Consider the following 12,660-nt stretch of genomic DNA (forward strand, 5'->3'; position numbering starts at 1 on the left):
GGCGCGCAAGGCCGGCGAATGGCTTCGGGGCAGGCATGAACGCAAGCACTGCGCGCCGCTCAGCCCGACGGCTTGGCGGCCGCATAGATGATGATCTTTCCGGGATCATCGAACTCCACGGCGAGCACATCATCGGCAAGCACGCGCCGCGACTCGATGGCATTGTAGAGCAGGGCGTTGGCCTCGATCTCCTTGCGCAGTTCCGCGACATCGTCCTGATGCTGCCTAACCTTGTTCTCGATGGCCGGCGGCGGGCCGCCCTCGCTGCGCGCCGCGTCGGTCAGGAACACGATATCGACCTTGTCGAGCTTGGACGTCTTGCGCACCGTGCTGATGTTTTCGCGCGTGCGGTCGATCGCCGAATTGACCTTTCCGATCTCAGCGGTCGTCTTGGCCTCTTCCTGGTTGACCTGCGAGCCGACAATCCGGTCGACGGTCTCCGGGCTTTGAAGGCCCTGCGCGTTCAGCGCTGCCTGGGGAACGCTCGCCGCGACAAACGCAGCCGCGGCAACGGCGTGCAGCCAACGGGCATCGGGCAAGGTGGTGTCGGTCATCGTCCACTTTCGCGGTTTGTTTCGACGCTCAGGAAACGAAACGACTCCGGCCCTGCCACGGTTCCCGTCATGATTCGGCGGGCGGGCCGGATACCGGCCCGCCACGCCGGGTCCTTAACTCGCTTTCTTGGTGATCAGGGTCAGCGCGCCATTCGGCTCCATGCTGGCCGCGACCACCTGAGCCGAGGTCATTCCCTTGGCCTGGAGAGCGGATTTCACCTTGGGGGTGGCGTCGATCGAACTGCGCAGTTTCTGCAGGCCGGCGTCGCCACGCTGCGCGATCACCTGGTTGACCTGCGTCTGCGTGTCCTTCGGCAGCTCGCTGATGTCGATGACGTTGACGCTCTGGATCGCTGGCGCGGCCTGCTGACCGCCAGGGGCGGCTGGAGCCGGCGTGGTCGGAGCGGGCTGTTGCGCGGGCTGCTGCTGGGCACTGGCGGCACCAACCAGCATGAGGCTGGCGGCGGTTGCAAGAACTATCGTTTTGCGCATGGATTTTCCTTCCATCGATTTGGCAAACGGTCGCTTTGGGGTGGCGTCCCAACCTCAACCGCCAAATGGGATCAGAAGGTGTCGCCCAGCGGGTCATTGCGTGACCATTGGAAGGCGACAATGTGCAGACGGGCTTCGACCATACCGCATTTCGGGAGTAATCGCTGATGGCCAGACTAACCCGTGCCGCCTACGCCCAGATGTACGGCCCGACCGTTGGCGACAGAGTGCGGCTTGCCGATACCGAGCTGATCATCGAGGTCGAGAAGGATTTCACCATTCATGGCGAGGAGGTGAAATTCGGCGGCGGCAAGGTCATTCGCGACGGCATGGGCCAGAGCCAGGTTTCCCGTGCCCAGGGCGCGGTCGACACCGTCATCACCAACGCGCTGGTGATCGATGCCAGTGCCGGCATCTTCAAGGCCGATATCGGCCTCAGGGATGGCCGAATCACCGCAATAGGCAAGGCCGGCAATCCTGATACGCAGGATGGCGTCACTATCGTCATCGGTCCCGGCACCGAAATCATCGCCGGCGAGGGCAAAATACTCACCGCCGGCGGCTTCGACGCGCATATCCACTTCATCTGCCCACAGCAGATCGAGGAAGCGCTGATGTCGGGCATCACCACCATGCTCGGCGGCGGCACCGGCCCGGCGCATGGCACGCTGGCGACCACCTGCACGCCGGGGCCATGGCACATGGCGCGCATGATCCAGTCCTTCGACGCTTTCCCGATGAATATCGGCCTGTCGGGTAAAGGCAACGCCTCGCTGCCCGCCGCACTCGAGGAAATGGTGCTGGGCGGCGCTTGCTCGCTCAAACTGCACGAGGACTGGGGCACGACGCCGGCCGCGATCGACTGCTGCCTGTCGGTCGCCGACGACTGCGACGTGCAGGTGATGATCCACACCGACACGCTCAACGAGAGCGGCTTTGTCGAGAACACGGTGGCGGCGATCAAGGGCCGCACCATCCATGCCTTCCACACCGAAGGTGCGGGTGGTGGCCATGCGCCGGATATCATCAAGGTCTGCGGCCTTCCCAACGTCATCCCGTCCTCGACCAACCCGACGCGGCCCTACACCGCCAACACGCTGGCCGAGCATCTCGACATGCTGATGGTCTGCCATCATCTGTCGCCGTCGATCCCCGAGGACATCGCTTTCGCCGAAAGCCGCATCCGCAAGGAAACCATCGCGGCGGAGGACATCCTGCACGATATCGGCGCCTTCTCGATCATCTCGTCGGACAGCCAGGCCATGGGCCGCGTCGGCGAGGTGGCGATCCGGACCTGGCAGACCGCCGACAAGATGAAGCGCCAGCGCGGGTCACTGCCGCAGGAGACCGGCGACAACGACAATTTCCGCGTCCGCCGCTATATCGCCAAATACACGATCAATCCGGCCATCGCCCACGGCCTCTCGAAGGAGATCGGCTCGATCGCGGTCGGCAAACGCGCCGACCTGGTGCTGTGGAACCCGGCCTTCTTCGGCGTCAAGCCGGACATGGTGCTGATCGGCGGCATGATCGCCGCCGCCCCGATGGGCGATCCCAACGCCTCGATCCCGACGCCGCAGCCGATGCACTACCGGCCGATGTTCGGCGCCTATGGCAAAGCCCGGACCAATTCGTCGGTGACCTTCGTTTCGAAGGCCGCGCTCGAATCAGGTTTGCACGGCAGGCTTGGCGTCGACAAGCAGTTCGTCGCCGTCGAGAACACGCGCGGCGGCATCGGCAAGCACTCGATGGTACTCAACGACGCCACGCCCCATATCGAGGTTGATCCGGAAACCTATGAAGTTCGCGCCGACGGCGAGTTGCTGACCTGCGAACCGGCGACGGTGCTGCCGATGGCGCAACGGTATTTTCTGTTTTGAGCCTCACCGGTGCCTGCGCCAAGAAGCCGTTTAAACGCGGCGCGCTTTAGGGCATTATGCGCATATGAACAGGATTGACCGTCTCAGGGCCATGACACCCTATGAAACAGACTACGCCCAGTGGTGCGCCGAGCAGGGTGCGTTGCTGCGCGAGGGTCGTCTCTCCGATCTCGACCGCGAGAACCTTGCCGAGGAGATAGAAAGCTTGGGGAGAAGTGACCGGAGAGAAATTCGCAGTCGGATGCGGGTGTTGATTGCACACCTCCTGAAATGGGAATTCCAGCCGGGCCACAGATGCCACAGCTGGCAATCGTCGATTTCCGAGCAGCGTGTCTGGATCGAAGGTATCCTCAAGGATAGTCCGAGTCTTCGTCGCTATCCCGCTCAAATCTTCGATCAGTCCTACAAAGACGCGTTGCCCATTGCCATTCAGGAGACCGGCCTGCGGAAATCGCAATTTCCAAGTGAGCCACCGTTCAACGCCAAGCAGGCGCTCGATGGGAGATTTTGGCCTGGCGGCCCTCTTTCAATGGATGATTTCCTGCGAGGCTAGCTGCCTCTTTTTCCCCACCAGCGTTTCTCCCAAGATCCATGGCCACCGAAATAGCCTCCGCCCATGACATCTTCCCGCATATCCGCATCGTCATGGGCATGGTGATCGGACTTGGCGTCGCCCGCCTGCTGTCGGGGGTAGCGCGCATCGTCCAGCATCCCGGCCAGTATCGGCTCTATCCCGTGCATCTGGCCTGGGTCGCCTCGGTCCTGCTGATGCTGGTGCATTTCTGGTGGTGGGAGTTCGACCTCTACGCCGTCGAAACGTGGACCTTCGGCAAATACCTCTTCATTATTTTCTATGCCATCACGCTGTTCCTGCTGTGCGCGCTACTGTTTCCGGATTCGATGCTGGACTACACCAGCTATGAGGATTTCTTCTATTCGCGCAGGGCCTGGTTCTTTGGACTGCTGGCGGGGAGCTACCTGCTCGACGTCATCGACACCCTGTTGAAAGGTCCGGAGCATTTCGCCCGCTTCGGCAACGAATATCTGTTCCGCACGCCGGTCTTCGTCGCGCTCTGCATCGCCGCGATCCTGGTGCGCGACCGCCGCTTCCACATCGCCTTCGTCGCGGCCGCGCTCATCTACCAGATATCGTTCATCCTGCGGCTCTTCGACACGATCGTATGACACCTCCCGATGATCTAGAGTTCCGGGGAAAGGCAGGTTCAACGATGTACAAGGCCGTCGGATCGCGCGGATCCCGGGTCAGCCGCGTCCTCTGGATGCTCGAGGAACTCGGGGAGCCCTATGAATTCGTCGAGGTCAAGCTCCGCTCGCCGGAAGCCTATGCGCTCAACCCGTCGGGCAAGGTGCCGATCCTCATCGACCGTGAGCTGACGGTGACGGATTCGGCGGCGATCTGCGTCTATCTGGCGGAGAAGCACGCCGACAAGGGGATGGGCGCCAATCCCGGTCTCGCCGGCCGTGCCGAAATCGATTCCTGGATGCACTTCGCCCAGTCGGAGTTCGAAGCGCCGCTGTGGAACAAATTGCGCCACCGCTTCCTCCTACCCAGGGAAGTTCGGGTCGATGTCGGTCCTGCCGCGGCCTATGACTTCGCCACGGAGGTCAAGGCGCTGGACCGCCGGCTCGGCGACAGGCTGTTCGCGCTGGGCCGGTTCTCGGCCGTCGACGTGCTGCTCGGCGACATGGGCGGCTGGGCGCGTGCCGGCCGGTTCCCGATCGACTCCGACCGCGTCAACGCCTATTTCGACCGCGTGTTGTCGCGGCCTGCCCGTGCGCGGGCGCAAGCTAACGGAGGCTCCATGAAATGAAGCTCAACCTCAACACCGACTTCACCAAATTTCCGCGCGCCGTCTCGGTGCTGCCTGCGGGCAGTGTTGGAGCCACCGCGCCATCCGGCCGTGCGGTTCTCGCCCATGACGAGCGGCATCTGCGCCGCCGCGCCATCGAACTTGCCGACGGCAGCAAGGTGCTGGTCGACTTGCGCGAGCCTATTGCCCTCAACGATGGCGACCGGCTCGTGCTGGAGGATGGCGGCCATATCGAGATCGTCGCGGCGCCCGAAGCGGTCTATGACATCCGCGCCCGCGACGCCGTGCATCTGACCGAACTCGCCTGGCATATTGGCAACCGCCATCTCGCCGCCGGCATCGAGGCGAACCGCATCCTCATCCTTCGCGACCACGTCATCAAGGCGATGCTGGAGGGGCTCGGCGCCACGGTGCGCGACGTCTCGGAACCGTTCAAGCCGGTCCGCGGCGCCTACTCCGGTGGGCATGGCCACGCCCACGCCGAGGCGCACAGCCATGGCCACGGCGAATCCCATTCGCACAGCCATGCGCATTCGCATCACGATCATCATCATGACTGACCAGCCCTCCGGCATCGCCCTGCTGCGGCTGATGGCTTGGCTGTCGCCGGCCTTTCCGGTCGGCGGCTTTGCCTATAGCCATGGCCTTGAGCGGGCGGTGCATGATGGGTTGGTGACCGATGCCGCTGGCCTTGCCGGCTGGCTGGAGACGCTGGTTGAGATGGGTTCGGGCTGGAACGATGCCGTGCTGTTCGCCGAGAGCTGGCGCCGCGCCCGCGAAGGCGGCGATCTGGCCGAAGTCGCAGCACTGGCCGAGGCATTGGCAGGCTCGCGCGAGCGCCACACCGAGACCATGCTGCAAGGTGCGGCCTTTCTTAAGGCCGCCGCCGCCTGGCCCAATCCAGTGCTGGAGCGCTTGCCGGCCGAGTGCGCCTATTGCGTCGCTGTCGGCACTGTCGCCGGCGGCAACGGCATTGCGCTGCAGGACGCGCTGTCCGCCTTCCTGCAAGCCTTCTTCTCCAACCTCGTCCAGGCCGCGATCCGGCTCGGCGTCATCGGCCAGAACGAGGCCACGACGCTGCTGGCAGGGTTCGAGCCGCTGGCGCTCTCGACCGCTGCCCGCGCGTCCCGCTCGATACCGGACGATCTCGGCGGCTGCGCCTTCATCTCCGACATCGTGGCGATGAAGCACGAAACCCAGTACTCACGACTGTTCCGCTCATGATCCTCCTCGCCCTCGTCCTCTCATTCGTCCTGCTGCTGATCACGGCCCTGCACGTCTATTGGGGCATAGGCGGCATCTGGCCGGGCAGGGATGCGGCGTCCTGCGCCCACGCCGTCGTCGGTTTTCGCGGCGTCGACGAAATGCCGACGCCATTCGCCAGTTTCGCCGTTGCCGCTTGCCTTGGCCTGGCAACGCTGTGGCCGCTGGCGCTCATCGGTTTCTTTGCCTCGCCGTTTCCAAGGGAGGGGCTTGCCGCCACGTCGATGCTGATCGGTCTGGTGTTCCTGGGGCGCGGTATCGCCGGTTTCATGCCCTGGTGGCGCCGGCTGGCACCCGAACAGCCTTTTGCGCGGCTCGATACCAATCTCTATTCGCCGCTGTGCCTGCTGATCGGGCTCGGCTTCGCGGTTCTTGCCATTATGGAGTTTCCGACATGACACAAGCGAACGGTCCTCTTCGTATCGGCATCGGCGGCCCCGTCGGTTCCGGCAAGACGACGCTCACCGAAAAACTCTGCAAGGCGCTGCGCGACGAGTTTTCCATCGCCGTCATCACCAACGACATCTACACCCGGGAAGACGCCATGATGTTGGCCCGGCTGCAGGCGCTGCCGGAGGACCGCATCGTCGGCGTCGAGACCGGCGGCTGCCCGCACACCGCCATCCGCGAGGACGCCTCGATCAATTTGCAGGCTATCGCCGAGCTGAACCGCAAATTTCCCGATCTCGACATCATCTTCATCGAATCCGGCGGCGACAACCTGGCCGCCACCTTCTCGCCGGACCTTGCCGACCTGACGCTCTATGTCATCTCGGTCTGCCAGGGCGAAGAGATTCCGAGAAAGGGCGGCCCGGCGATCACGCGTTCCGATTTCCTCATCATCAACAAGAGCGACCTGGCGCCCTATGTGAACGTCAATCTCGATGTCATGGAGAGCGACGCCGGCCGCATGCGCGGCAAGCGGCCGTTCGGCTTCACCGATCTTTCGCGCGGCAAGGGCCTGCAGGAGGTGATCGATTTCATCGTCGAGCACGGCGGACTGCGGACTGTTGGCGCCGCAAGCACGGCGGCATAGCTGGCGGTCTGCACCAAGCGAAAGCGGTTGCGGGCACCAGCGGAGCGCGGCATTCTTGCCGAAACCGGAGGATTTCTAGGATGAGCATTGCCCGCCTGCAGAAGGAAACGCTGACCAACCTGCCCTTCTACGAAGAGCGCGTCGATCTCGCATGCGCCTTCCGTTGGACGGCGCGGCTCAACATGCACGAAGCGGTGGCCAACCATTTCTCGCTGGCCGTCAACGACGACGGCACCAGGTTCCTGATGAACCCGAACCAGGTGCATTTCTCGCGCATCAAGGCGAGTGACCTGATCGAGATCGACGCCAACGACCCCGACACGCTTTCAGGGCCGAATGCACCCGACCCGACGGCATGGGGGCTGCACGGAGCCGTCCATCGCAACGTGCCGCACGCGCGCTGCGTCATGCATGTCCATTCGATCCACGCCACCGTGCTGGCCTCGCTTGCCGATTCGACGCTGCCGCCGATCGACCAGAATTCGGCGATGTTCTTCAACCGTCACGTCGTCGACGCGCATTATGGCGGGCTGGCCTTCGAGGAAGAGGGCGAACGCTGCTCGCAGCTTCTCGCCGACCCCAAGGTCAAGGTGATGGTGATGGGCAACCATGGCGTGCTGGTTATCGGCGACACCGTCGCCGATGCTTTCAACCGCATGTTCTATTTCGAGCGCGCCGCCGAGACCTACATCAAGGCGTTGTGGACCGGCCGGCCGCTGCGCACGCTCTCCGACGCGATCGCCGAGAAGGCGGCGAGCGAGATGGACGACTATCCAGGCCAGGCCGAACGCCATCTCGCCGAGTTGAAGGCGATCCTCGACGAACAGGAGCCGGCGTACCGGAACTGAGGGCTACAGTCCGAGCTGAGCCCGCAATTCCGCGGCGCTGTTGATGACGACCGCGCCGGGCGGTCCTTCCATCGGCTTTTCAGGCCAGAAGATGGTCTTCATTCCCGCCGCCAGGCCCGCCATGGCGCCCGGCCAGCTGTCGTCGACCGCGACGGCGTGCGCAGGATCGACCTCCGCCAGATAGGCGGCGCGCAGGAAAGGCTCGGCGTGCGGCTTGCCTTCGCGCACGTCGTTGCGGCTGATCGTCTTCATGCCGGGGTAAGTCAGCCCCACCATGTGCAGGTTGGCGTCGACGATCATCCGGTCCGAATTGGAGACCACCGCCTGCTGCACACCGAGCGCGCGCAGTTCGTTGAAGACCTCGATCGCGCCTGGGCGCGGCTTCAGCACCTCGACCAGCGGCAGGTAATGCTCATATTTATGAACGATCCATTCGTCGAAGGGCAGTTGCAGCCCGAACTCGTCGCGCATCATTTCGTAGACCGGCCAGGCGGCGACGCCGAGCACGCGCTCATGCAGATCGTCAGGCGGCGTGAGGCCGGCATTGCGCATCGCTGCAATGAGGGCTGCCTCGTGCAGCGGTTCGCTGTCGACCAGCGTGCCGTCCATGTCCCAGAAAACCGCCTTCGGTGTCATGCAGCGCTCCTTTTTGCGATCCCTTAAAGGGTTTGCGACGGGAGATAAACCTTTAGCGGCCGCAGAACATGCCTTCCGATAAAAACGGAACCCGCCGCGCTTTCTCCAGCCGGATGAGTGTGAAGAAAACTCCGCTGTATCGGTGTAAGCATTTGCTCTTGAGATTGACAATTGCGCAGGCGGCCATTCCCTGCGAAACTGATATGACCGCCTGATGATCGGCGGTTTTCGGGAGGCAGGACGTGAATACCCGGCAAGATGGCGGCACCAACAGGCTGGACGACGCGGCGCGCGCCGGCTGGCTCTACTATGTTGCCGGCAACACACAGGACCAGATCGCCGCCACGCTCGGCATATCGAGGCAGACGGCGCAGCGGCTGGTGTCGCTGGCGGTGTCGGAAGGCCTGATCAAGGTCCGCGTCGATCATCCGATCGCCAACTGCCTGGACCTTGCCGCGCGGCTGAAATCGCGCTTCGCGCTCGACCTTGTCGAGGTGGTGCCGAGTGACCCCAGTTCATCCTCCACGACCATCGGCATCGCCGAAGCGGCGGCCGCCGAGATCGAGCGGCGGCTTCGGTCGCCAACACCGCTCGTCATGGGCATCGGCACCGGACGCACGCTGAAGGCGGCGATCGAACAATTGCCGCCGATGGAATGCCCGCAGCACAAGGTGGTGTCCTTGACCGGCAACATCTCGCCGGACGGTTCGGCCGCCTTCTACAACGTCATCTTCACCATGGCCGACAGGGTCAAGGCGCGGTCCTTCCCGATGCCGCTGCCGGTCATCGCCTCCTCGCCGCAGGAGCGCGAGATGCTGCTCAATCAGCCGATGATCCAGCCGACGCTGGCGCTTGCCGCCGAGGCCGATGTCACCTTCATCGGCATTGGCGACCTTGGGCCGAAGGCGCCGCTCTACGAGGATGGCTTCATTTCCGAAAGCGAGCTGAAAGCCCTGCAGAAGGCCGGCGGCGTCGCCGAAATCGTCGGCTGGGTGTTCGATCGCGAAGGCCGCATGATCGAGGGCATCACCAATGACCGGGTGTCGTCGGCGGCGCTGCCGTCGCGTGAGAAGTCGCTGGTCATTGCGCTTGCCATGGGCGAGCGCAAGCTGCCGGGTATCATGGCGGCCGTGAATCGCCGACTGGTCAACGGGCTCATCACCGACGAGCGGACGGCGGCCGCCCTGCTGGCCAGCATTTGACGGCTTCGTGATAAAGCCAGCAAGGCTATTGGTGCCGGCCGAAAGGGTCGTTGCCGTCGAGAAAACCGAGGTCGCGCAGCAGATGCGGCGACAGGTCCCTGATATCAAGATGTGCCTTCTTTCTGGTCGCGAACCAGCCAAACCCGTTCACAAGCCACGAAATCCAGCGATGATCGGGAGCGGGAGTGCATTTTTGCTGCGCCATGGTCATGATCGCCAACCTTCGTTATCCTGAACCCGAATGACGGGTTGAGCATCAATGTCGGCCTTGCCGGCCGCCTTTGCCAATCGAACGTCGATAACGACCCATAAGGACGCCTTATGCCTGACCTCGGCGCGCCACAGCTTTCGCAACTCCCGCCGCTGCAGGCGATCCGGGTATTCGAGGCGGTGGCGCGGCATCTTTCCTTCACCAAGGCCGCTGGTGAACTCGCCATGACGCAAGCGGCGGTCAGCTATCAGATCAAGGTGCTGGAAGAGCGCGTCGGCGCGCCGCTGTTCCTGCGCCGGCCGCGACAGATCGAACTCACGGAAGCCGGCCAACGCCTGGCGCCGGCCGTCAGCGAGGCCTTCGCCATTCTTAGCCAGGCCTATGCCGCCGCGCGCGGCGGCGCGGACGGGCTGCTATGTGTCACCACGGTGCTGACCTTTGCCTCCAACTGGCTGGCGCACCACCTCGGCGCGTTCCAGATCGCGCACCCGTCGCTTGCCGTGCGGCTCGAGACGTCGAGCCGGCTGACGGATTTCGCCCGCGAGGATGTCGACCTTGCCATCCGTTCGGGCGGTGGCAAATGGCCGGGGCTGGAAGCCCACAAGCTGCTCGATGCCGATTTCACGCCGATGCTGAGCCCGAAGCTCGCGGCGAGCATCGGCGGCATCAACGAACCGGCCGATCTGCTCAAGCTGCCGATCCTCGATCCCAGCGATATCTGGTGGACACAATGGTTCGAGGCCGCCGGCGTGCACAGCCATGACCTTGCCAGGCGTCCCGGCAGCAGCATGGGCGCGCAGGCCTACGAAGCCAACGCGGCCATATCGGGCCATGGGGTGGCGATCCTGACCCGGGCGCTGTTCAAGTCCGAACTCGCGGACGGCCGGCTGATCCAGCCTTTCGACCTGGTCGGCGACGACGGGCACGCCTACTGGCTGGTCTACCCCGAGGCGCGCCGCAACGTGCCCAAGATCCGCGCCTTCCGTGACTGGCTGCTGGCCGAGATCGCCTGCTGACCGGCGGACAAGTTGACTGGCAGACAAGCTGACCGGCAGACCGGGCAAGAAAACCACATCTCGTTCAGGAGGCTTTCGGCCCTGCCGCCCGGATCCCAGGCGGTGGCAATCCGAGCCCTATTGCCGATCGTTTGCCGCCATGCGCCGGGTTGCGTGCTGCGCTGCAGCATCGAATCCGGCTTGACATAATTCACACCAAGTGAGTAATTGCTCATAACCAAGGCAAATGCTCATCTTGGTTTATGGGAGGAATTTGATGAAACTTCGCACGCTCACCCTGGGCTTGTTGTCCGCCAGCGCGCTTGCGTTCGCCGCACACGCCGAATCCATCACCATCGCCACAGTCAACAATGGCGATATGGTCCGCATGCAGAAGCTGACCGACGACTTTACCAAGGCCAACCCCGACATTCAGCTCAACTGGGTCACGCTCGAAGAGAACGTGCTGCGCGAGCGCGTCACCACCGACATTGCCACCAAGGGCGGCCAGTATGACGTGATGACCATCGGCACCTACGAGGTTCCGATCTGGGCCAAGCAGAGCTGGCTCTTGCCGCTCGACAAGCTCGGCGACGACTACGACGCCAAGGACATCATCCCGGCCATCGCCGGCGGCCTCTCGGTTGATGGCAAGCTCTATGCCGCGCCCTTCTACGGCGAAAGCTCCTTCGTCATGTACCGCAAGGACCTGATGGAGAAGGCCGGCCTCAAGATGCCCGACGCGCCGACCTGGGACTTTGTAAAGCAGGCCGCCGATAAGATGACCGATCGCGCCAGTGGCGTGAACGGCGTCTGCCTGCGCGGCAAGGCCGGCTGGGGCGAGAACATGGCCTTCCTGACCGCCATGTCGAACTCGTTCGGCGCCCGCTGGTTCGACGAGAACTGGAAGCCGCAGTTCGATCAGCCCGAGTGGAAGAAGACGCTGCAGTTCTATGTCGACCTGATGAAGGCCGACGGTCCCGAGGGCGCCTCGTCCAACGGCTTCAACGAGAACCTGGCGCTCTTCCAGCAGGGCAAGTGCGGCATGTGGATCGACGCCACCGTGGCGGCGTCCTTCGTCTCCGACCCGAAGAACTCGACCGTCGCCGACAAGGTCGGTTACGCCCTGGCGCCCGATAACGGCCTCGGCAAGCGCGGCAACTGGCTGTGGGCGTGGTCGCTCGCGATCCCGGCCGGCACGCAGAAGGCCGACGCCGCCGAGAAGTTCGTCTCCTGGGCCACCAGCAAGCACTATGCCGAGCTCGTCGCGTCGAAGGAAGGCTGGGCCAACGTACCTCCGGGCACGCGCTCCTCGCTCTATGCCAATCCCGAGTACCAGAAGGCGGCTCCGTTCGCCAAGATGACGCTGGATTCCATCAACGCCGCCGACCCGACGCATCCGACCGTCAAGCCGGTGCCCTATGTCGGCGTGCAGTTCGTCGCCATCCCTGAATTCCAGGGCCTTGGCACCACTGTCGGCCAGCTCTTCTCGGCGGCTCTTGCCGGTCAGTCGAGCGTCGACGATGCGCTGAAGCAGGCCCAGGACGCCGCGACCGCGGCGATGACCGAGGGCGGTTATATCAAGTAAGGCTCCTCCCGGTGCCGAATGCCGGCCGACGATCATGACCGGCAACGGCCGCCCGAAACCCAGTTCGGGCGGCCGCCTTCAACGCCTCTGATAATTCAGTTTGATCCTTGAAGGGTGACCGTC

Annotated in this window: 16 protein-coding genes; 12 read left to right on the forward strand and 4 right to left on the reverse strand. The window is 63.8% G+C overall.

Features of this window, described 5'->3' with window-relative positions; genetic code table 11:
• Positions 1-59: 59 nt before the first annotated feature.
• Together FJ941_RS20010 and FJ941_RS20015 are read right to left on the reverse strand one after the other, a co-directional pair.
• Entirely contained in the window at positions 60-554 is a 495-nt protein-coding gene (locus FJ941_RS20010) for a hypothetical protein (RefSeq protein ID WP_140508245.1), read from the reverse strand.
• Positions 555-668: 114 nt separating this feature from the next.
• Entirely contained in the window at positions 669-1,046 is a 378-nt protein-coding gene (locus FJ941_RS20015) for a hypothetical protein (RefSeq protein ID WP_140508247.1), read from the reverse strand.
• Between the two features lie 164 nt (positions 1,047-1,210).
• Here FJ941_RS20015 and ureC point away from each other — a divergent pair, with 164 nt between their 5' ends.
• The 9 genes from ureC (at position 1,211) to FJ941_RS20060 (ending at position 7,905) form a co-directional block, all read left to right on the forward strand.
• Complete coding sequence (gene ureC, locus FJ941_RS20020; protein WP_181169892.1) at positions 1,211-2,926, forward strand: urease subunit alpha; 1,716 nt, start codon at positions 1,211-1,213, stop codon at positions 2,924-2,926.
• 64 nt (positions 2,927-2,990) lie between these two features.
• Positions 2,991-3,479, forward strand: a complete 489-nt coding sequence (locus tag FJ941_RS20025; RefSeq protein ID WP_140508251.1) for a DUF29 domain-containing protein — start codon at positions 2,991-2,993, stop codon at positions 3,477-3,479.
• A gap of 38 nt (positions 3,480-3,517) precedes the next feature.
• Positions 3,518-4,111, forward strand: a complete 594-nt coding sequence (locus FJ941_RS20030; RefSeq protein ID WP_140508253.1) for a hypothetical protein — start codon at positions 3,518-3,520, stop codon at positions 4,109-4,111.
• A gap of 44 nt (positions 4,112-4,155) precedes the next feature.
• The gene (locus FJ941_RS20035) at positions 4,156-4,758 is read left to right on the forward strand and encodes a glutathione S-transferase family protein (protein WP_140508255.1); all 603 of its coding nucleotides are present in this window, start codon (positions 4,156-4,158) and stop codon (positions 4,756-4,758) included.
• Complete coding sequence (locus FJ941_RS20040) at positions 4,755-5,318, forward strand: urease accessory protein UreE (RefSeq protein WP_140508257.1); 564 nt, start codon at positions 4,755-4,757, stop codon at positions 5,316-5,318. The genes FJ941_RS20035 and FJ941_RS20040 overlap by 4 nt, the downstream gene beginning before the upstream one ends.
• A complete protein-coding gene (locus FJ941_RS20045; protein WP_140508259.1) occupies positions 5,311-5,982 on the forward strand; it encodes an urease accessory protein UreF in 672 nt (223 codons plus the stop codon). The genes FJ941_RS20040 and FJ941_RS20045 overlap by 8 nt, the downstream gene beginning before the upstream one ends.
• Positions 5,979-6,419, forward strand: a complete 441-nt coding sequence (locus FJ941_RS20050) for a DUF3995 domain-containing protein (protein WP_140508261.1) — start codon at positions 5,979-5,981, stop codon at positions 6,417-6,419. Before FJ941_RS20045 ends, FJ941_RS20050 begins: the two co-directional genes overlap by 4 nt.
• Positions 6,416-7,057, forward strand: a complete 642-nt coding sequence (gene ureG / locus FJ941_RS20055; protein WP_140508263.1) for an urease accessory protein UreG — start codon at positions 6,416-6,418, stop codon at positions 7,055-7,057. The genes FJ941_RS20050 and ureG overlap by 4 nt, the downstream gene beginning before the upstream one ends.
• 80 nt (positions 7,058-7,137) lie before the next feature.
• The gene (locus FJ941_RS20060) at positions 7,138-7,905 is read left to right on the forward strand and encodes a class II aldolase and adducin N-terminal domain-containing protein (RefSeq protein ID WP_140508265.1); all 768 of its coding nucleotides are present in this window, start codon (positions 7,138-7,140) and stop codon (positions 7,903-7,905) included.
• Between the two features lie 3 nt (positions 7,906-7,908).
• Here FJ941_RS20060 and FJ941_RS20065 read toward each other — a convergent pair whose 3' ends face one another.
• Positions 7,909-8,541: an HAD family phosphatase gene (locus tag FJ941_RS20065; RefSeq protein WP_140508267.1), complete on the reverse strand. Its 633-nt coding sequence runs from the start codon at positions 8,539-8,541 to the stop codon at positions 7,909-7,911.
• 242 nt (positions 8,542-8,783) lie between these two features.
• Between FJ941_RS20065 and FJ941_RS20070 the strand changes: the two genes are divergently transcribed.
• Positions 8,784-9,743 carry a sugar-binding transcriptional regulator gene (locus FJ941_RS20070; RefSeq protein WP_140508269.1) on the forward strand — a complete coding sequence of 320 codons (960 nt, stop codon included), beginning with the start codon at positions 8,784-8,786 and terminating at the stop codon, positions 9,741-9,743.
• A gap of 25 nt (positions 9,744-9,768) precedes the next feature.
• On the opposite strand, the gene FJ941_RS20075 is transcribed toward FJ941_RS20070, so the two are convergent.
• The gene (locus tag FJ941_RS20075) at positions 9,769-9,954 is read right to left on the reverse strand and encodes a hypothetical protein (RefSeq protein WP_140508441.1); all 186 of its coding nucleotides are present in this window, start codon (positions 9,952-9,954) and stop codon (positions 9,769-9,771) included.
• Between the two features lie 110 nt (positions 9,955-10,064).
• Here FJ941_RS20075 and gcvA point away from each other — a divergent pair, with 110 nt between their 5' ends.
• Both gcvA and FJ941_RS20085 read left to right on the forward strand, forming a co-directional pair.
• On the forward strand, positions 10,065-10,970 hold the full coding sequence (gene gcvA, locus FJ941_RS20080) for a transcriptional regulator GcvA (protein ID WP_140508271.1): 906 nt from the start codon (positions 10,065-10,067) through the stop codon (positions 10,968-10,970).
• Positions 10,971-11,226: 256 nt separating this feature from the next.
• On the forward strand, positions 11,227-12,537 hold the full coding sequence (locus FJ941_RS20085) for a sugar ABC transporter substrate-binding protein (RefSeq protein ID WP_140508273.1): 1,311 nt from the start codon (positions 11,227-11,229) through the stop codon (positions 12,535-12,537).
• Positions 12,538-12,660 lie beyond the last annotated feature (123 nt).

Source organism: Mesorhizobium sp. B2-3-13 (assembly GCF_006442195.1).
GTDB classification, from domain to species: domain Bacteria; phylum Pseudomonadota; class Alphaproteobacteria; order Rhizobiales; family Rhizobiaceae; genus Mesorhizobium; species Mesorhizobium salmacidum.

Excerpts from the sequence above, each read along its gene's own strand:
- FJ941_RS20065 (WP_140508267.1), bottom strand. The coding sequence starts at position 8,541 with ATGACACCGAAGGCGGTTTTCTGGGACATGGACGGCACGCTGGTCGAC.
- ureG (WP_140508263.1), top strand. The coding sequence starts at position 6,416 with ATGACACAAGCGAACGGTCCTCTTCGTATCGGCATCGGCGGCCCCGTC.
- FJ941_RS20050 (WP_140508261.1), top strand. The coding sequence starts at position 5,979 with ATGATCCTCCTCGCCCTCGTCCTCTCATTCGTCCTGCTGCTGATCACG.
- FJ941_RS20025 (WP_140508251.1), top strand. The coding sequence starts at position 2,991 with ATGAACAGGATTGACCGTCTCAGGGCCATGACACCCTATGAAACAGAC.
- FJ941_RS20040 (WP_140508257.1), top strand. The coding sequence starts at position 4,755 with ATGAAGCTCAACCTCAACACCGACTTCACCAAATTTCCGCGCGCCGTC.
- gcvA (WP_140508271.1), top strand. The coding sequence starts at position 10,065 with ATGCCTGACCTCGGCGCGCCACAGCTTTCGCAACTCCCGCCGCTGCAG.
- FJ941_RS20085 (WP_140508273.1), top strand. The coding sequence starts at position 11,227 with ATGAAACTTCGCACGCTCACCCTGGGCTTGTTGTCCGCCAGCGCGCTT.
- FJ941_RS20035 (WP_140508255.1), top strand. The coding sequence starts at position 4,156 with ATGTACAAGGCCGTCGGATCGCGCGGATCCCGGGTCAGCCGCGTCCTC.
- FJ941_RS20015 (WP_140508247.1), bottom strand. The coding sequence starts at position 1,046 with ATGCGCAAAACGATAGTTCTTGCAACCGCCGCCAGCCTCATGCTGGTT.
- FJ941_RS20060 (WP_140508265.1), top strand. The coding sequence starts at position 7,138 with ATGAGCATTGCCCGCCTGCAGAAGGAAACGCTGACCAACCTGCCCTTC.
- FJ941_RS20010 (WP_140508245.1), bottom strand. The coding sequence starts at position 554 with ATGACCGACACCACCTTGCCCGATGCCCGTTGGCTGCACGCCGTTGCC.
- FJ941_RS20045 (WP_140508259.1), top strand. The coding sequence starts at position 5,311 with ATGACTGACCAGCCCTCCGGCATCGCCCTGCTGCGGCTGATGGCTTGG.
- FJ941_RS20030 (WP_140508253.1), top strand. The coding sequence starts at position 3,518 with ATGGCCACCGAAATAGCCTCCGCCCATGACATCTTCCCGCATATCCGC.
- FJ941_RS20075 (WP_140508441.1), bottom strand. The coding sequence starts at position 9,954 with ATGACCATGGCGCAGCAAAAATGCACTCCCGCTCCCGATCATCGCTGG.